Genomic DNA, 18,760 nt, shown 5'->3' on the forward strand with positions numbered 1-18,760 from the left:
TCTTGTATCAGAATCGCATAACAACGAATTTAATGGTTACCTAATACATTACTCATACTTATCAATGTCATCTAATCTTAAATGAATGCGTATACTCTTATTCATTTATCAAATTTAAATTCAAAATAAAGCACCACTAATGTGTAATTGATCAACTATCAACTACGATTAGTGGTGCTTTATATATGTTGTTTAGTTTTCCTTACTATAAAAATCTTCGAGTCTAAAATCTATATCCGGTAATTTTTCATATATCTTATCCTGATACTGATTGTTTTGATTGTAAGCTTCTTCAGTAATTAACCTACCTTTACGCTTAATTCCATAATCTTGTACGAATAAATTATTATTTCTATTTATTTTGTAATATGGTACAACATTCGCACTAAATTTTACTCGTTGATGAATAAGTTCCATTGCCAATGCATAGTATTTATTTGTCTCATATAACCATAAATGATCTATTGATACACCTGAAACAAATACATCTTTTAATAATATCCTTACATTCGGCTTAAATGTGCTATGTCTATCTAAATAATTTTTAAACAAAACACGTTGTATACGTCCAGTAACCATAACGCGTTTATTTTTAAATGGTTTTAATGCTGACCTTGTCATTCCCTTTCACAACCTTATTTCAAATCACTTCGTGCTCAATCTATATTTTATTTTTTCTTTTGAATTCTTTTCAATTTATAAATTTATTATATCATGTACACACTGTTTTCCGACAATTTAGTTGTAAAAAGTTATTTTCAGGTTCAAAACAAATTAGTTTGTAAAATAAATGTCACATCATAATAGGGTGAGATAGAAATGATAAAGAACCGCTAACAATTTATTATATCTCAGACTCTTACACATTAGCCCCACATGTTTTAAATTCTTCGTTTTCAATTTGAAGATCTTAAATGTTGCTTAAGTAATAAATTACTACTGTTTATCATTAGTTTAAAGGATTTAACGGTAATTCATTACTCGGATTTTCTATTTGTGGTTTCTCTTCAGTTTGAATACCACTAGAAGATGTATTACGACTTAAGAAAAGTAACACTTTTTTGATATTATCTATCGATTCAGGTTTATTAAGGTGAAATTGATACTGATGATGTAAATGATGCGTACCATCATAAAACAAAGTATCTACTGGTACATTCAATTCTTGTAATTTCTTACTGAATTCTATATTTTGACTTTCGAATGGATCGCTATCTCCAACAGATAAAAATGTTGGTGGATAATTTTTTGTCGATTGTTTTACTGTAGACATTTGTGAAATATTTTTAAAGCTCTTTTCCCAATCTTCTTCGCCAGTATAACTTTTCATAAATAACTGTATTCTTGGAAACTCAGTTTCTCTAACTGTTTGCATATTATAAAAACCACCAAATAGTATAGCACCTTTAATTTGCGATGGTTTGAATGACTGATCAAATTTCATGGCTTCTCTTAAGCAATCATTCGTCTGTATTGCCGTAAATTGGCTAGCTAATTGAGCACCTGCAGAATCACCGCCAATAATTACTTGATTAAAATCAATAGGTAAATTCATTTTATTTTCTTTAATGAATTGAGTTGCTTGATTCATTTGAATTAATGGTGTGGGATATTTATATTGTGGCGCCAATGCATAATTTACATTCACAACAATGTACCCTTGTTCAGCAATTTTCGCTAATAATGGGTTTTTATACTGCTTATCACCCGCAATATAACCACCACCGTGCATCCAAAAAATAACTGGCAGTTTGGCATTAGAAGACATATCAACAGGTGTAATAATATCTAATTTACTGTTAGGGAAAACTCTATTGTATGTAAGGTTTTGATAAATGCGCACATTTTTATTTTTAATATTAATTTTGTCTTTATTAGCATGGTTCTCATTTGTAATTTGGTCATAATGTTGTTTCAGATGAAATGCTAACAATACACTGATTACAGTTATAAAAAGCGCAGTTATCATCGTCCATTTATTATCTTTATTCATTACATCGTACCTCTCTATTTGTTAGACGCTCATATTAATAGACTGAATAAATATAAAAAGCAATTCGCCCGATAAGAGTAGAGACGAATTGCTTTTAAGGTTAAAACAAAGTGATTCAATTGTAAAGTTTCGGATATCCCTCATATGATATTAAGCAATATGTTTTTTATCCGCATTTTTACGTTTGAAATATTTAATAATTACAGCTACTACAATAAATAAGCCTACATATCCCATAATTGTATATAACTTATTAATTAATTCAGCAAATCCTACGAAACTTAATAAATAACCTGCTACCATCATTATAATAATAAAGATATGATAATTTTTACTGTATGGTTCTGTAAAACGTGCTGCAAATGAATACATTAGTCCTAGAATAGTATTATACATAACCGCCAGCATAATAACAGATAACACTGTTGCTATTAAAGGATGGATATTATTTGCTAACGTCAATGTAGGAATTGAGGCATTTTTAATAGTTGGATATTCACTTTGCAATGCAAAGTTGATCAATGCTAGTAATACAGTATAGATAATACCACCATACATCGCGCCTGCACCTGACACTGTACGCTTTTCAGTATCCCCACCGATTGCTACGATGGTACTAAAACCTACAGAAAAAGCTAATCCACCATATATTGTACCAAACCAGATTCCCTTCCAAATACTTGCTTCAGGCACTACTTGGTTAACTTCTGCTAATGAAACATGACCTTTAAATAAATAAACGCCAGCGATTAATACAACTAAAACAATTAAAAATGGTGTAACGATACCTAGTGCACGTACTATTTTATTAAAGTCTAATAGCAACGTAATATAAATCGCTAATGTCATAATTAAAGCACCTAGCCATGTAGGTATGTTATAACTTTCTTCAAATGTTGCGCCTGCACCAGCTATCATGGTTACAGCTATACCAAATAAGAAGAAGATTAAAATATAATCAAAGACTTTACTAAACTTTTCACCGAATACGTATTGTAATGTTGATTCATGATTTGTCGCTTCAAAGGCAGTACCAATTTTTGCTACTTGGCGCCCAATAAAAGCTAAAATAAAACCAGATATAATAACACCTAAATAAGCCCACAAGCCATATTTAGTGAAAAATTGCATAACTTCTTGTCCAGTTGAAAATCCTGCGCCCACTACAATGCCGACGTAGGCAAATCCAATTTTTGTTGCTTCTTTATTCATCATCATGTGAATAATAGACCTCCTTAATTTTGCACAGTGTGCATTATAACGTACTGAAAATTAATTGCAAGTCGCATAGGTTATTTTTCACTTTTTCAAAATTGCTCAATCCATTCACATTATCACGTTCAATGACATTTAAAAAAATTATAAATTTATGCTTTTATAATGCAGTCATACGAACTTTTGTATAGGAAAATTGATTAATTATTGTGCTTCTTGAATTTCGTAAATTTAGTTAAATTTCGAAGAATACATATCAAAATCTCTCAGTTAACAAGGTTTAAACCATATATCGTATGTTCTTTATTAAAATGTATAAATTTATAAAATGTTGTATAAAAACCATTTGTGCACACAAGTATACTTCGTTAGTTTTTAAGTATTAAAAAAGGCTGGAACATATGTCCCAACCCAACCAAATGTTAAAACTATTATTAAGCTAATATAATTGAAATGTAATTAACGTGCATTACGTTGGTGTAATTCATTTATATCAACAACAACGTTGTCCATACGTTTGGCAGTGTCTTTTAAGACGTTACGAGCAACATTATTATTAGGATCTAATTTTAAAATTTGCTTGGCGATATCAAAAGCCTTCTTATCTGAAATAACAGGTGTTGGTATCGCATGCAATAATAACATTTGTAACAAACTTTTAACTTCTTTGCCGTCAGTAAGTTTTATGGAAGCGTCTGCATGATAATAAGCAGAATCCAAAGCACCTTCATATTCACTTAGTGGATACACAAGCAATAAAAATGCTAAGTCATGCATTTCAGATGATTCTTCGTACTTAATCATATCTAAAATACATGTATAAAACATCATACTTTCTACTTCATGCGCACTTGAAATATATGCTTCTTCAAATTCCATAAAATCTGTTTCGGACATCAATTGTCGTACTAAATCAAACTCGCCATTCAATACATGTTTTTTTATAAGGTGTTGCATGGCAATGTCCTCCTATTTCTCCAGATTTTATTAAACATTTACATATATACTATCATATTTTTTATAAAGTTTCATTTGAAAAAGGTTTACATTTTTCATTATTAGTAAATTTTAACTAAAATGATTGTTTCATTTCTGCTAATGCATCATCAATTGAACCGCCGATTGATAGCTTTACTGCTGCGATAAAACTGCCTTCAACAATTGGTGCATCAACTTTTAACACACGATGATTACCATCATACATTTCAATTGCCATATCTACATTCATTTCTGAAGATCCAATATCGTAAAAACACAATGCATCATCCTCTAATTTAGTCAAAACTTCTTGGATGATATCAAATGAAGTTCCAATTGAACCATCTGGTAATCCCCCGATTGGTATAATATCAACGTCACCTGCCATTTGCTTTAACAAAGATTTTGTACCACTTGCAATTTCTTTACTGTGGCTAACAAGTATAATTTTAGGCATTATCTTCATCTCCAATCAAAGCGTTTAAAATATAAACCATACTTTGAGCACCTGGATCAATATAACCTTTTGATTCTTCTCCAAAATATGCAGCTCTACCTTTCGTTGCTACCATATCTTTTGTATTATCTGCTAATTGCTGTAAATCATTGAATGTTAAAGTTTCACCATTTTTAAGCTTCTCTGCTGCTCGCGCTATTACATCATACATTGTCTTTTCATTTAAAGTAACTTTACCACGTGATTCAACCGCTTCGGCAAATGCCTGAATTAGTGTAATGAAATCTTGATTATCCATATCATCTTTGGTGACTGCAGACATTTTAACAAAGCTAAAGCCATACAGTGGTCCAGATGCACCCCCAACATTTGACATCAATGCCATACCAGTTGATTTGAACAATGATTGCATTGAGCTATCATCAAGTTTGTCTTTAAGACTACTAAACCCACGAACCATGTTAACCCCGTGGTCACCATCACCAATTGCTCGATCTAATTCAGTTAATTCAGATTCATGTTTTTTAAACGTTTCTTCTAAATTTAATAAACGTGCTTTCATATCATTCACTTTCATTTGTGCCACCTCATAAATGTATATTTATTCATATTCACTTCTTATTTAAAGTATTGACTTGTTGTTGGTGCTAAAAATGCTTCCAAATATTCTGGTTTATTAGGCACGATAGTTATAGAAAAACCTTGCATGTCTAAAGATGTCATATAATCACCAACAAACCATTTAGCAACATTAACCGTTCTTGCAGCTAAATTTTGTTGAATATATTTAGTTACGATATTTAATTCAGATAACGGCGTACCACCCATACCATTTACCATTAATATGACATCATTGGCAGTAACTTCTTTATACAATTCGTCTAACAATGTTCCAACAATATGATCAATATCCTTTACTTCTTCCCTATGAATACCTTTTTCACCATGTATACCAATACCGATTTCCATTTTGTCGTCTTCAATATCAAAGCCATATTTTCCAGTAGTTGGAACAAGCGGTGGCTCAATTGCCATACCAATACTTTTAATTTCAGGTAACAACGCTTCTACACGCGATTTTATCTCTGTTAATGAATAACCTTTTTCAGCAAGATAACCGGCAAGCTTATGAACAAACACTGTTCCTGCAACACCACGACGTTGTACTTCGTTTGTCACAGCAATGTCGTCACGAACAATAACAGTTTGAACATTTATACCTTCCATTTCTGCAAGCTCTTGTGCCATTTCGAAATTCATCACGTCACCTGCATAGTTTTTTACAACTAGTAATACACCATCACCAGTATCTACTGCTTTAATAGCTTCTAATATTTTATCAGGTGTAGGTGATGTAAATACTTCGCCACAAACCGCTGCATCTAGCATACCTTCTGCAACAAAACCGGCATGCGCAGGTTCATGTCCGCTTCCACCTCCAGAGACTATTGCTACACCATGTTCTTTCTTAGCTTTTTTTACAATAACTGTATTAGCAATCAGATCTAACTCTGGGTGCGCAATTAACAATCCTTCAAGCATATCAGTTAAAAATGTTTCTTTTTTATTGATTAACTTTTTCATCATGTTGTACCTCCTTGGTATTATCAGTCATAGTATAAAACAGAATAAATGAATGCGCTATCATAAAGGGTTAACCTGATACCGTTATCAAATATATTTATGATAAGACAGTCTTGATAACTTAATGGTTCATTATTGAAAAAATAAATAGTATTGAGTGGCTCATTAAATAAAAAATGCTATGAAAAGCCTTATAATAAAGTGCCTTTCATAGCAATAAGTTGTGTCCTTTGACACTATACATTTTTCGTTTTGTACATTAAATATAAGAAATACGGTGCACCAATAATTGCTACGACAATACCTGCTGGAACCCCACCTGGTTGTAATACAATTTTGCCAATTGTATCAGCTATAACAAGTAAACATGCCCCTACTAAAATGGCAATTGGTAAAAACAACTGGTGACGTAGTCCAACGATACGTTTGGCAATATGCGGACCCATTAATCCGATAAACGAAATTGAACCTGCTACTGCTACAGCAGCAGATGATAACATCACTGCGATAAAGAATAATATTAAACGTTCTCTGCTTAACCTTACACCTAGACCTCGTGCAATATTATCACCCGTATGAATAATATTTAGTGTATTCGATTTAAATAGTAAGTAAGGAATAATAATCAACACCCACGGTAAAAATGCAATGACAAATGGCCATTCGTCACCCCAAATATTACCTGCAAACCAAGCAGCGATGAAATCAGATTGCTTATCATCAAATTTTGACATAATTGTAATTGAGCCACCATATAATGCTGTTTGTAAACCTACACCTATTAATACCATACTCGCAGGTGTAACACCTTCATTTTTATTAAAACTGAAAATAAAAATAATCAATGCAGTGGTGATACCACCTAGTATACTTATTAACGGCAGTACATAAACAAAGTTGTCAGCATTAATTTTACCAATTGCAATAAATAATGCGATTGCAAATCCGCCACCTGCGTTAATACCTAATATACCTGGTTCAGCTATTGGATTTTTTGTGACACTTTGCACTATTGCACCACTAATACTAAGCGCTGCGCCAGCCAAAATAGTAATCATCATCCGAGGTAACCTGAAATCTAATAAGATTAACTCATCAATGGCATCACCTTGTCCAATTAAAGTTTTGAAAAATCTTTCAACAGGTATGTTGTATTCACCTGAGGTAATACTCCAAGTACAACCTAGAAATAGTAGAATGCTAAAAACAGCCAGTGCTATCAATTGTCTGCGTTTATTATTTGAACTAATCATATTGAGCGTCCTCCTTTTTTAACTAAATATAAAAAGTAAGGAACACCGATAAATGAAATGATTGCACCAACAGGCGCTTCTCCTAAATATCGTGCTATCACATCGGCAACAAGCACGAGTATCCCACCTAACAAGGCTGTTAATGGTAGAATTTTAGCATAATCAGTTCCAATTAAAAATCTTGCTATATGAGGTACCATCAAACCTACAAATGCAACTTGTCCAGCGATAGCAACTGCAATACCTGCTAGAATCATAGCAATAATTAAACATATGCCTCTGATCATTGTTACATTTTGACCTAAACCTTTAGCTAATGATTCACCAAGATTTAAAATGGTAAGTTGTTTACTAATTGTTAATATAATGAATAACGCAATACCAATTAATGGAATTGCCCACTTAAGGTGTGACCATGTTGTGCCTGAAACGCCTCCAGCAGTCCAAAATGTTACTGTTTGATTTAGTCTAAAAGCTAATGCAATACCTTGACTTAGCGCTGTTAACATAGCACTTACTGCTGCACCCGCTAAAATAATACGCATCGGATTAAATCCATCACGTCTAGATCGGCCTATCATTAATACAATAGCACCTCCTAGAATAGCACCTAAAAATCCAGCAAACATCAATATTAAAAATGAAGTGTTTGGTAAAACTGCATATGTTAATGCTAAAGCAAATGAAGCACCTGAATTTAAACCTATGAGCGCCGGATCAGCAAGACCATTACGAGTAACACCTTGTATAATCGCACCAGAAACTGCAAGCGCCATACCTACAATTACTGCTGCTATATTTCTGGGAATCCTAATCTCATTGATGATGTTTTGCTGTTGATTGCTAGGATTATAATTAAAAATAGCCTCTATAATTGTAGAGGCTTGAATTTTGGCGTCACCTATTAATGTAGAAATAAATAGTGTGATTAGTAGTATCATACTTAAACCTATAATATAGGATAAAAACTTCAATGGCGTTGGGTTCTCTCTATTTGTCATGTTAATTGTCCTTTTTATCATATTAACTTACTTAATTAAGAATAAGCTCTGCGACATAAGTCATAAGTTACCAGTAAAGGTTTTCCAGTTTTAGGATCTTTACTTAAAACAACATCAATATTAAAAACTTTTTCTAATATTTCCTGTGTTAATACGTCTTCTGTTGAACCTGTAGCGATGATATCCCCTTCTTTCATCGCAATAAGATGATCTGAGAAACGAATCGCTTGGTTGATATCATGAAGAACCATGACAATTGTACAACCTTGTTCCTGATTTAGCTTCTGAACTAATTCTAGTATTTCTAATTGATGACAGATATCTAAATATGTTGTTGGTTCGTCTAAAAAGATAATATCAGTTCTTTGTGCTAATGCCATTGCAATCCAAACACGTTGTCTTTGACCACCACTTAAATCATTGATTGAACGGTGTCGGAATGTATCAGTTCCTGTAACTTCCATTGCCCAATCAATTTCTTTCTTATCCTCAGCAGTTAATCTACCAAATCCTTTTTGATGTGGAAAACGACCATATGAAACTAATTCCCCAACAGTTAAGCCATCTGCTACTTCAGGTGATTGAGGTAAAATGGCTATTTTTTTTGCAATCTCTTTCGTAGATTGTGTATGAATATTTTCACCATCTAAAAATACTTCGCCTTCTTTAACTGCCAATAAACGTGACAATGCCTTTAGCAAAGTAGATTTCCCGCAGCCGTTAGGACCAATGATTGACGTCACTTTGCCATCTGGTATTTCAACATCTAATTTATTTATAATCGTGTTATCCCCGTAACCAATTTTAACTTGTTGTCCATGCAAACGATTCATAATTTCCCTACTTTCAATAAAATTCTTTCTGTTTATAAAAAATAATTTCTATTTTTAAATTATCAATTTTCAAAGGCATCCCAATTGATAATGATTATCATGAACATCATTATAACATTTTTCAATCTTATTGACTAACATTACTTTTTAAATTGGATAGCTCGATTTGTCATGTCTTGTATATTACTTTTATAAAATAAAAAACGCCCACAGATAAGTCTTCATAGTTCAAAAACTTGTCCGTGGACTTCTATTTAAGTATGTGTGCTCATACCATTTATTTATTCATCTGCAAGAAAGCCATTACCATAGACATCTCTTACATCATGAATTACGAGGAATGCATCTTTATCGATTTGTTTAATTAATCGCTTTGCTTTTGAAACTTGTGTTTTAGAAATAACAACGTATAAGACATCTTTTTCTTCACGCGTATAATAGCCATGTCCGTTTAAAATGGTTAAACCTCTTCCAATTTGCTCGTCTATTGCTTTGGCAAGTTTGTCGGGATTAGTTGAAATAATCGTCATAGCTTTTTTAGTGTTTAAACCTTCTATGACATATTCCATCACTTTTGTTCCTATATAAAGTGATATTACTGTTACTAATACTTTATCAAGTGGAATAACTGTAAGTGAAATTGCAACAACGATCATATCGAAGAAAAGCAAAGCATATGGCGTGCTTACATCGAGGTATTTCGTTGCAATTCTCGCCAAAATTGTTGTACCTGCTGTTGTACCGCCTGCAAGGATAATTACTCCGATTCCTAGTCCAACGCTTACACCACCAAAAATGGCATTCACAATGCTGTTTCCAGTTTCTACTTGCCATGATTCTGTTAAACTCAAAAATATTGAAATAAGAATTGTTACAAGAATAGTTAAGTACATACTTCTCTTACTCAAAAATTTATAACCTATGGCAATCAATACTGCGTTGACCAAGAAGTTAGTGATGGCTGGTGAAATATGAAACGCATAATATAAAATAATTGCTAAACCTGTAACCCCGCCTTCACCTAAGTTACCAGAAATAATAAATGCATTTACACCTGCAGCAAAGATAAATGAACCTAAGACAACTAGTATTAAATCTTTAACCGTTTTATTCACGAAACCATCCCCTTTATATATTTATTAGACTATAAAAATAGTAGCACAACAAAAATGCTGTCACAACTCTATGGAAAGAGTTCTAACAAAGATTTACTATTTAACTAATTTATATGAAGAATAGCTTTCCCTAATAAATATCACTCACAATATAATAATTAAAAATATTCTGAATTTTTAATTTACTTTCATTTCATTGTCTGCTATAATGTTTTTAACTTCTTCAATAGAGAAGTTATCTCCTTTGTGTTGTTTATAATAACAAAACAAATTTTGCTCGAAGTACTATGACTGTACCTAGTCCTTACTGTCATATGTACAATAATATTCATTTCCCATAAAAGCCAAGTGTATTACCATGTGCACTTGGTTTTTATAATGCTTCAATTTCGGTAACTTTAAAAATATTTAAATACCTTTATATCAATAATAAAAAAGTCCAAGCATCTCACCTATATCAATAGACGACATGCCTGGACATATTTATTAGTTAAAATGTATTATCATAGTCACTCTTCGACATATTACCATGCAAATAAACCAACGAAAGCTGCTGTTAATAATGAAACTAGGATACCTGATAATAGCATCATAGGTACATATTTAGATACAAAGTCTGATGTCTTTTTATCAACAATGCCTTTCAATGTACCGATAATCATACCAATCGTTGAGAAGTTTGCAAATGAAATTAAGAATGTTGTAATAACCGCACGATGGTGTGGTGTATAAGATGCAATATCTTTAGAAATTTCACCCATAACAACAAATTCATTCGTAACAATTTTCTTAGCCATTTGTTGTGCTACCAACCACGCTTCATCATAAGGTAAACCGAGTAATAGCGCAAATGGATACATAAACACACCTAAAATTTGGTTTAAACCGAAACTACCTTTAATGCCTATCCATCCTGCTATCAATCCTGTAATCAAATTGATAAAACGATCAAATAGATCAGCTAACGCTACAAAACTAATAACAAATGCGATGATGATTAATACTAATTTACCTGCTGCTAATACAGAATCTCCAAGGAATGAGAAGAATGGTTGACGTTCAACTTCATTGTTTTTAAGACTGTAAATAATATCTTCTTTCTCTTCAACACTTACTGGATTCAACAAGCATGACACAATAATCGCGTTAACGATATTTAGTGGAATTGCCGTTAGTACCAGTTCTCCTGGTACCATTTGTACATACGCACCTACAATAGCTCCCGATACAGAGCTCATTGACATCATTGCGATTGTTAATACACGCATTTCATTCATACGTTTTAGTTGCTCACTTGATACGGCTAATGCTTCAGTATTTCCTAAGAACATCATTTCTATCCCAAAGAATGACTCGAATTTAGGTTGTCTTGTTACTTTAGCTAGTAACCAACCAATACCTCCAATAATTTTCGGTAAAATATTAAAGTACATTAAGATATCAAATAATGGCACTATTAATAATATTGGGAATAAGGCTGCAACAGCCATATCCATCATTTTAACATTGGTCAAACTTGCAAATGCAAAACCTGTACCAGCATGCGCTGACTGAACTACCCAAGCGATACCATTGGCTGCTCCTCTTACTGCTTTTTGACCCCAATCAAAATAAATAAAGAACCATGCTAAAAACAGGTTTAAAACAACTAAGATCCCAATTGATTGCCATTGGATATTTTTGCGATCTCTTGAAAATAATACCGCAATACCAAGAAATACAATTAGACCAATAATGTTGATTAATAAAAACATTTGGCACCCACCTATGATTTAATTTTTTAAAAATTTAGAAACATTGAAATATCAAACTTCTGTACCGTGGACTCTAAAATCAGTTAAATTGCTATGTAAAATATGAAGAATTATGACTCGTGGCTACAGTATTTAATATATGTATGTTTGCTTATAACTTGTATTATACCATGAGCATTTTTTTCTTAAAATATCGATTTCATTAATTTAAGAATTATTATGTCGTAACTTCTCAAATGATTTAAATAGACAAAAGCTTGAAGCAATTTATTAACATCTATATCCATCAATGTGCCACACTTTAATTTCCTCGATGGTATATGTGTATTTGCTCCAAGCTTACTTATATATAAAATTAATCTGTTAATTTTTGAGACACTACAAAGTTTTTATACTTCGCATGTGATGCCATCAGTTCTGAATGCGTACCTTTACCTGTTACCTGTCCTTTGTCTAAGAATATAATTTGACCGGCTTTTTTAATCGTAGACAAACGATGCGCAATGACAATCGTTGTTCTACCTTCCATCAATGTTTCTAAAGCTTCTTGAATTTTCAATTCACTTTCACTATCGAGATTAGCTGTTGCTTCATCAAGTAACAAAATATCAGGATTTTTAACAAAACTTCTAGCAATATCAATACGTTGACGTTGTCCGCCAGACAGTTTCAATCCTCGTTCACCTACAAGCGTGTCATATCCTTCATCAAATTGCATGATAAAATCATGACAGTTCGCTAATTTAGCATAATTAATAAGTTCTTCATCTGAAACATGACGATTAATTCCGTATAAAATATTGTCTCTAATTGTACCACTCATCATCGAATTTGATTGCATAACATATCCAATTTTGCGTCGCCACTTAGATAACGGGATATCATAGACACTTTCAAGGCCATATTTAATATCACCTGACTCAATTTCATACATACGTTCTATCAGATTAAATATCGTACTTTTACCAGACCCAGAAGGACCTACAAAAGCACTCACTTGACCTTGTGGGATTTGGAACGACACATCATCTAATATTTTCTTCACATCATATTTAAAGTCTACATGTTCAAATGACAATACACCGTCATCAATTAATACATTTTCAGAATCTTCAAGAGCTTCTGTCGGTTCAATAGGTTCTTGCATGATTTCGTATATTCTACTACTTGCACCGACTGCCTTTTTATAATCTGTAACTAACGTTGAAAGATTGATTAAAGGCATAGATAATTGAATAACATAAAATATCATTGCAATTAATGTACCTGCAGTGATTGCACCAGTCGCAATTTCTAATGCACCAAAACCTAAAATAATTGCAATTGTTAGCAACATAACAATACCTGAAATTGGTTGTACAACTGCCGCAATTTTAGCCTGTTTTAAACCTAATTTATATATTTCATTCAAATTTTTATGTGCATTATCTAATTCAAGTCGCTCTGTATTTGATATTTTAACAAGACGCATTTCAGTTAGGACACGCCCTAACAAACCACTGAAGTTTGCAATTTCAGATTGTGTACTTGTCGATATCTTTTGCATAATACGACCTAGAGGAATCATAATTAAAACGAATATCGGTATCGTTATAAATGTTAATAATGTCATTTTCCAATCTAAAATAAATAACATGATTAGTGACCCAACTAATGTAACGATTGATGGTAATAAGTTAGGTAGCTTTTGTGAAATAAATTCATTTATCACTTTCGTATCGTCAGTTAATCGACTCATTAATTGACCACTTTCATTTTTGTCAAAGAATGGCATTTTTAATTGTATGATATGCTCCCATAAAACTGAGCGTATCGCATAAATAATCTTTTCACCAATTTTACTTAATAAATATAAACCTAATCCGCTTAATAAAGCATTGATAACAAAGATACCACCAAATAATGCGATTAGATTCCAATTGATATGGCTCACGGAAAATTTATCTACAATTCGTCCAGTAAACAGTGGCACTAATAGTCCACTTAAGCTCCCTAGTGATGAAATAGTGATAGCTGCAACGATAAGACCCACTGGCCATGATAGTTTTTTAAATAAGAAAAACAATGGATTTTCTCGTTTCATAGTTTTACCTCTTCTGTTTGAAATTTATAGTTAATTCATTTAGATAGATACATGCATTTCTATCATATACTTTCTCCCAACAAAACTTTAAAAATCAAATAAAGTGTTGCCCCAAAATACCGCTCATAACATTTATATGATAGAATATTTCTATTGCATTTTTTGTAATAACTTCTCAAAGTCTTTATATTAAAACATGAAAATTAATCGCTTTTGAGTAAGTTTGCTCTTCGTACAAACATTATAACACCTTTAGCTACGCACGTAATATATTTGCATTATTTTTCAAATTAACTGCAGAAAACTTTATTTTCAACAATTTAATTAAGGTGAAGTGAATTAGCAATGATTTCCGTAAGTAGGAATGACCATTGCTTTTAGGGAATATTTAAGAATTGGAAAAGGGAAGATTAACGCTTTATGAAAAATTTAATATCTATTATCATCATTTTATGTTTAACATTAAGTATTATGACACCATATGCACAAGCTGCTAACAGTGACGTAACCCCTGTACAAGCAGCAAATCAATATGGTTATGCAGGTTTGTCGGCTGCATACGAACCGACGAGTGCTGTTAATGTAAGTCAAACTGGACAATTACTGTATCAATACAATATCGATACTAAGTGGAATCCAGCGTCTATGACTAAATTAATGACAATGTACTTAACATTGGAAGCTGTAAATAAGGGGCAGCTTTCACTTGATGACACTGTCACAATGACGAACAAAGAATATATTATGTCTACACTACCTGAGTTGAGTAATACGAAACTATATCCTGGACAAGTATGGACAATCGCAGACCTATTACAAATTACAGTATCTAATTCTAGTAATGCCGCGGCATTAATTTTAGCTAAGAAGGTATCAAAAAACACCAGCGATTTCGTTGATTTAATGAATAACAAAGCTAAAGCTATCGGAATGAAAAATACACATTTCGTCAATCCAACGGGTGCTGAAAATTCAAGATTACGTTCATTTGCACCAACAAAGTATAAAGACCAAGAACGTACTGTAACGACTGCTAGAGACTATGCCATTTTAGATTTACACGTGATTAAAGAGACACCTAAAATATTAGACTTTACAAAGCAGTTAGCACCAACAACGCATGCAGTTACGTATTACACATTCAACTTTTCATTGGAAGGTGCAAAAATGAGTTTGCCGGGTACAGATGGTTTAAAAACTGGATCAAGTGATACAGCAAATTACAACCATACGATTACTACCAAACGAGGTAAATTTAGAATTAATCAAGTTATCATGGGTGCAGGAGACTATAAAAACCTTGGTGGCGAGAAGCAACGTAATATGATGGGGAATGCATTAATGGAACGTTCATTTGATCAGTATAAATATGTAAAAATATTGTCTAAAGGTGAGCAAAGGATAAATGGTAAGAAATATTATGTTGAAAATGATCTTTACGATGTTTTACCAAGTGATTTTAGTAAAAAAGATTATAAACTTGTAGTCGAAGATGGTAAAGTACACGCGGACTATCCAAGAGAATTTATTAATAAAGATTATGGACCTCCAACTGTAGAAGTTCATCAGCCAATTATTCAAAAGGCAAATACTGTTGCTAAAAGTATGTGGGAAGAACATCCATTATTCACTATCATTGGTGGTGCATGCCTTGTCGCTGGATTAGCACTTATTGTTCATATGATTATCAATCGTTTATTTAGAAAAAGAAAATAAAACATACTAAAAACGGACAAGTTGCACATTATAAAGCTGCGAAACTTGTCCGTTTTATATTTATTTTATAATAACCTACATTAATTTATCGTTTAGTATCGATAGTTCTATATAATTTATTTAGCATCTTTACCATATAATTCTTGTTTGATTTTAGTCGTCGAAATGCCTTCTGTACGTTTTAAATAAATGACTTCACATTTATCCTTTAAGAAGTCGAATTCACCTTCCCAGTCATGTCCCATAACAAAAACATCTACATCAAATTTTTCGACATCGTCTTCTTTTTGTCCCCAGCCCTTTTCTGGAATGACTAAATCGACATAGCGTATTGATTCAAGCATCATTTTTCGTTGTTCATAATCATAATAAGATTTTTTATGTTTAATTTGATTAAATTCATCTGTTGATAATGCTACTATTAAATAATCGCCCATCTCTCTTGCACGACGAAGCAATTCGATATGACCATAGTGAAGTAAGTCATATGTGCCATATGTTATTACACGTTTCATTAAGTTATCCTCCTCATATTGTCACATCATAGGATTGCAGTTTATGGTCATCAATGTACACGTTATCGTTTTAACATTGATTTTGTTCGATGTGCAAACTTTCTCCCTTTAAGTTGTATCAAGAATCTTTTATAAGTCGGCCTATTAATGCCCACTTGAATTAATGTTTGTCGCCACAATTCGTATATTTCTCTATCCCAATTCTCACCAATAAATTCAACTGTATTTATAATGTCAAACATGTTTTGCGATACATAATCAGAATGCTGCATAGACATAATATAGTCTTTTACGAGTTGAATTGTCGTGTGCGTTACTGCTGGGTGTTCATTCATATAATATTTTAATGAATTATTGAATAAAATACGATCAACCATATCACTATATAATAGCCTTTGTTCAGGTAATAGTAACATTTCCATGACTCGTTGTCTTATTTTCATAATTTCTATGATATATCTATTAAAATCTTCATCGTTACTTGTAGCATGTGTATCTATATCGTTATCTCCGACAATCATCTGTGAAACTAAATGTATATCCGTAGCTTTTTGCATCGCCTTGACAAGTATTGCGTGATTGTATGTGTTAGCTAAAGTTTCGTCACACTGTAATTCAGCAAATTTAGCACTGAATAACTTTCCGTCAAAAGACATCATTGATAACAAATCTGGTTGTTCCGTTAATGTAACGATTCGATTATCTTTAATAAACTCATCAGCACTTTTCAATTTCCATTCACCATGGTAATTGTAAGCTCGCTGCCCTATTACCATATCAATATTATCATTATTTTTGAAAGCTGCAGTTAACCTATCTAATTTACCTGGCAATACGATTGATGTTGGATTTATGACCATAAATGCGTCACTATCATGTGGATCTGTCATTTTGATATCCATCAAACCTTTATTAATACACGTAGCTATCGAAGCATTTTGTAATTGTATTAATGAAATATGCTTGAGTTCTCTTTGTAACCGTTCAATCATAGGAATTGTTTGATCAGTAGAACCACCATCAATACAAAGGATTCTATAGTGTTCTTTACTCTCAATAGATATTAACAATTGTCGAATTGTTGCCTCATTATTACATGTAGGTATGATTATCGTAAGCCTCATTTTGTCACCATCTTATCTATATATTCTGTGAGCTGATGTAAACTTTTATCAGTATTATACTTATGCCAATCTTTAAATAACGGATTTAATAGATGTTCTTTTTCTTGTATCGTCATTATTAAATCTTCTTCAGTATACACTTTGTAGCTATCCGGTATTGCTTTGTAAAATTGATTCAGGCCTCTCACTTTATCATATGTTCCTTCATCATACACATAAAATATAGTTGGAATATCTAACAAGCTAGCTTCTATTGGCAGCGAACTATAGTCGCTAATAATTATATCTGACATTAGCATTAATGTAGACGTGTCGATTGAAGATACGTCATCAATGTCTGAATCTTCAATTGATGGATGTAATTTATTAATCAGTGTATATCCTGGTAAACATTTTTCAAAATAAGCTTTATCAATAGCCCTATTATCTGCTTTATCTTCTCTATATGTTGGTACATATAATACCAACTTATTTGTAATTCCATATTTATCCTTTAACTCTGCCTTAACCGTTGCTCTATCAGCTGTGTAATATTTATTAATTCTCGGAAGCCCAAAATACAGCATTTGCTCTTCTGTTGCACCTAAAGACTGTTTAAAACATTGTGACATTTGTTCACAACCCACTAAGTAAAAATCCGTCGCTTGATAAACTTTACGGTACTGCTGAACCATTGCCTTGTCAGACACATCGACTTGATGATCTGTTAAGCCAAAGTTTTTTAATGCACCACTTGCATGCCACGTTTGAACAATGTGTTGATTAGAAGTCTTATTATATCCACCTAGTAATAGGTAATAATTATCGATAATAATCATCTGCGCGCTTTTCAAAGCCTTAATTTGTTTTACCAATGTTCGATTAGTCATTTCTATCACATCAACATCGTCGCTAAGATCAGATAAATAAGGCGCTTGTTTTGGTGTTGTTAAAACAGTTTTCTGATACGACGAATTATTTAATGCTTTGATGATAGGCTTAATATCTTCTGGAAAAGTCATCATAAATACGATATGCGGTTTATCAATCACTTGAGGCGTAATCATTTTAGAAAGTATTCGAACTACCAAATGATAAAATTTCTTTATTAAAACGTTCATAATACACCAACTTAATATGTTATTTACTTAAATTATAAA

Annotated in this window: 18 protein-coding genes; 1 reads left to right on the forward strand and 17 read right to left on the reverse strand. The window is 32.4% G+C overall.

From position 1 onward, the window contains the following. Window positions 1-192 precede the first annotated feature (192 nt). From IDG63_RS11700 to IDG63_RS11765, 14 genes are all read right to left on the reverse strand, one after another. Window positions 193-621: a hypothetical protein gene (locus IDG63_RS11700; protein WP_000198504.1), complete on the reverse strand. Its 429-nt coding sequence runs from the start codon at window positions 619-621 to the stop codon at window positions 193-195. A 328-nt stretch (window positions 622-949) separates the two neighbouring features. After that, complete coding sequence (locus tag IDG63_RS11705) at window positions 950-1,993, reverse strand: alpha/beta hydrolase (protein WP_001030770.1); 1,044 nt, start codon at window positions 1,991-1,993, stop codon at window positions 950-952. Window positions 1,994-2,143: 150 nt separating this feature from the next. Next, entirely contained in the window at window positions 2,144-3,211 is a 1,068-nt protein-coding gene (locus tag IDG63_RS11710) for a YkvI family membrane protein (protein WP_000980137.1), read from the reverse strand. A 456-nt stretch (window positions 3,212-3,667) separates the two neighbouring features. Continuing rightward, window positions 3,668-4,165 (reverse strand): hypothetical protein, encoded by a 498-nt coding sequence (locus tag IDG63_RS11715; RefSeq protein WP_001164085.1) that lies wholly within the window; start codon window positions 4,163-4,165, stop codon window positions 3,668-3,670. Between the two features lie 115 nt (window positions 4,166-4,280). Continuing rightward, complete coding sequence (gene dhaM / locus IDG63_RS11720; RefSeq protein ID WP_001124169.1) at window positions 4,281-4,643, reverse strand: dihydroxyacetone kinase phosphoryl donor subunit DhaM; 363 nt, start codon at window positions 4,641-4,643, stop codon at window positions 4,281-4,283. Further along, complete coding sequence (dhaL, locus tag IDG63_RS11725; protein ID WP_000867200.1) at window positions 4,636-5,220, reverse strand: dihydroxyacetone kinase subunit DhaL; 585 nt, start codon at window positions 5,218-5,220, stop codon at window positions 4,636-4,638. The genes dhaM and dhaL overlap by 8 nt, the downstream gene beginning before the upstream one ends. A 41-nt stretch (window positions 5,221-5,261) precedes the next feature. Next, window positions 5,262-6,230, reverse strand: a complete 969-nt coding sequence (gene dhaK / locus IDG63_RS11730) for a dihydroxyacetone kinase subunit DhaK (RefSeq protein ID WP_000976269.1) — start codon at window positions 6,228-6,230, stop codon at window positions 5,262-5,264. Window positions 6,231-6,463: 233 nt separating this feature from the next. Continuing rightward, on the reverse strand, window positions 6,464-7,480 hold the full coding sequence (locus IDG63_RS11735) for a FecCD family ABC transporter permease (RefSeq protein ID WP_000625877.1): 1,017 nt from the start codon (window positions 7,478-7,480) through the stop codon (window positions 6,464-6,466). After that, the gene (locus IDG63_RS11740) at window positions 7,477-8,481 is read right to left on the reverse strand and encodes a FecCD family ABC transporter permease (RefSeq protein ID WP_000184741.1); all 1,005 of its coding nucleotides are present in this window, start codon (window positions 8,479-8,481) and stop codon (window positions 7,477-7,479) included. Before IDG63_RS11740 ends, IDG63_RS11735 begins: the two co-directional genes overlap by 4 nt. A gap of 35 nt (window positions 8,482-8,516) precedes the next feature. Continuing rightward, the gene (locus IDG63_RS11745; protein WP_001080809.1) at window positions 8,517-9,314 is read right to left on the reverse strand and encodes an ABC transporter ATP-binding protein; all 798 of its coding nucleotides are present in this window, start codon (window positions 9,312-9,314) and stop codon (window positions 8,517-8,519) included. A gap of 281 nt (window positions 9,315-9,595) precedes the next feature. Continuing rightward, a complete protein-coding gene (locus IDG63_RS11750; RefSeq protein WP_001044662.1) occupies window positions 9,596-10,429 on the reverse strand; it encodes a YitT family protein in 834 nt (277 codons plus the stop codon). Between the two features lie 177 nt (window positions 10,430-10,606). After that, on the reverse strand, window positions 10,607-10,699 hold the full coding sequence (locus tag IDG63_RS11755; protein ID WP_001788321.1) for a hypothetical protein: 93 nt from the start codon (window positions 10,697-10,699) through the stop codon (window positions 10,607-10,609). Between the two features lie 254 nt (window positions 10,700-10,953). Next, window positions 10,954-12,183, reverse strand: coding sequence for a NupC/NupG family nucleoside CNT transporter (locus IDG63_RS11760; protein ID WP_000479279.1), 1,230 nt, complete (start codon window positions 12,181-12,183; stop codon window positions 10,954-10,956). 355 nt (window positions 12,184-12,538) lie between these two features. Continuing rightward, window positions 12,539-14,266 carry an ABC transporter ATP-binding protein gene (locus IDG63_RS11765; RefSeq protein WP_000817954.1) on the reverse strand — a complete coding sequence of 576 codons (1,728 nt, stop codon included), beginning with the start codon at window positions 14,264-14,266 and terminating at the stop codon, window positions 12,539-12,541. A gap of 420 nt (window positions 14,267-14,686) precedes the next feature. Between IDG63_RS11765 and pbp4 the strand changes: the two genes are divergently transcribed. Then, the gene (gene pbp4, locus IDG63_RS11770; RefSeq protein ID WP_000793046.1) at window positions 14,687-15,982 is read left to right on the forward strand and encodes a penicillin-binding protein PBP4; all 1,296 of its coding nucleotides are present in this window, start codon (window positions 14,687-14,689) and stop codon (window positions 15,980-15,982) included. Between the two features lie 116 nt (window positions 15,983-16,098). Here pbp4 and tagD read toward each other — a convergent pair whose 3' ends face one another. The 3 genes from tagD to tarB all read right to left on the reverse strand — a co-directional run bounded on the left by tagD (window position 16,099) and on the right by tarB (window position 18,721). Further along, window positions 16,099-16,497, reverse strand: coding sequence for a glycerol-3-phosphate cytidylyltransferase (gene tagD / locus IDG63_RS11775; protein ID WP_000832260.1), 399 nt, complete (start codon window positions 16,495-16,497; stop codon window positions 16,099-16,101). 62 nt (window positions 16,498-16,559) lie between these two features. Beyond that, a complete protein-coding gene (locus IDG63_RS11780) occupies window positions 16,560-17,621 on the reverse strand; it encodes a glycosyltransferase family 2 protein (protein ID WP_001241184.1) in 1,062 nt (353 codons plus the stop codon). After that, window positions 17,618-18,721: a teichoic acid glycerol-phosphate primase TarB gene (tarB, locus tag IDG63_RS11785; RefSeq protein ID WP_001101596.1), complete on the reverse strand. Its 1,104-nt coding sequence runs from the start codon at window positions 18,719-18,721 to the stop codon at window positions 17,618-17,620. Before tarB ends, IDG63_RS11780 begins: the two co-directional genes overlap by 4 nt. Window positions 18,722-18,760 lie beyond the last annotated feature (39 nt).

Origin of the sequence: Staphylococcus sp. EG-SA-14, assembly GCF_017151935.1 — a bacterium.
Taxonomy (GTDB): Bacteria; Bacillota; Bacilli; order Staphylococcales; family Staphylococcaceae; genus Staphylococcus; species Staphylococcus aureus.

Excerpts from the sequence above, each read along its gene's own strand:
- IDG63_RS11700 (WP_000198504.1), bottom strand. The coding sequence starts at position 621 with ATGACAAGGTCAGCATTAAAACCATTTAAAAATAAACGCGTTATGGTT.
- IDG63_RS11705 (WP_001030770.1), bottom strand. The coding sequence starts at position 1,993 with ATGAATAAAGATAATAAATGGACGATGATAACTGCGCTTTTTATAACT.
- IDG63_RS11710 (WP_000980137.1), bottom strand. The coding sequence starts at position 3,211 with ATGATGATGAATAAAGAAGCAACAAAAATTGGATTTGCCTACGTCGGC.
- IDG63_RS11715 (WP_001164085.1), bottom strand. The coding sequence starts at position 4,165 with ATGCAACACCTTATAAAAAAACATGTATTGAATGGCGAGTTTGATTTA.
- dhaM (WP_001124169.1), bottom strand. The coding sequence starts at position 4,643 with ATGCCTAAAATTATACTTGTTAGCCACAGTAAAGAAATTGCAAGTGGT.
- dhaL (WP_000867200.1), bottom strand. The coding sequence starts at position 5,220 with ATGAAAGTGAATGATATGAAAGCACGTTTATTAAATTTAGAAGAAACG.
- dhaK (WP_000976269.1), bottom strand. The coding sequence starts at position 6,230 with ATGATGAAAAAGTTAATCAATAAAAAAGAAACATTTTTAACTGATATG.
- IDG63_RS11735 (WP_000625877.1), bottom strand. The coding sequence starts at position 7,480 with ATGATTAGTTCAAATAATAAACGCAGACAATTGATAGCACTGGCTGTT.
- IDG63_RS11740 (WP_000184741.1), bottom strand. The coding sequence starts at position 8,481 with ATGACAAATAGAGAGAACCCAACGCCATTGAAGTTTTTATCCTATATT.
- IDG63_RS11745 (WP_001080809.1), bottom strand. The coding sequence starts at position 9,314 with ATGAATCGTTTGCATGGACAACAAGTTAAAATTGGTTACGGGGATAAC.
- IDG63_RS11760 (WP_000479279.1), bottom strand. The coding sequence starts at position 12,183 with ATGTTTTTATTAATCAACATTATTGGTCTAATTGTATTTCTTGGTATT.
- IDG63_RS11765 (WP_000817954.1), bottom strand. The coding sequence starts at position 14,266 with ATGAAACGAGAAAATCCATTGTTTTTCTTATTTAAAAAACTATCATGG.
- pbp4 (WP_000793046.1), top strand. The coding sequence starts at position 14,687 with ATGAAAAATTTAATATCTATTATCATCATTTTATGTTTAACATTAAGT.
- tagD (WP_000832260.1), bottom strand. The coding sequence starts at position 16,497 with ATGAAACGTGTAATAACATATGGCACATATGACTTACTTCACTATGGT.
- IDG63_RS11780 (WP_001241184.1), bottom strand. The coding sequence starts at position 17,621 with ATGAGGCTTACGATAATCATACCTACATGTAATAATGAGGCAACAATT.
- tarB (WP_001101596.1), bottom strand. The coding sequence starts at position 18,721 with ATGAACGTTTTAATAAAGAAATTTTATCATTTGGTAGTTCGAATACTT.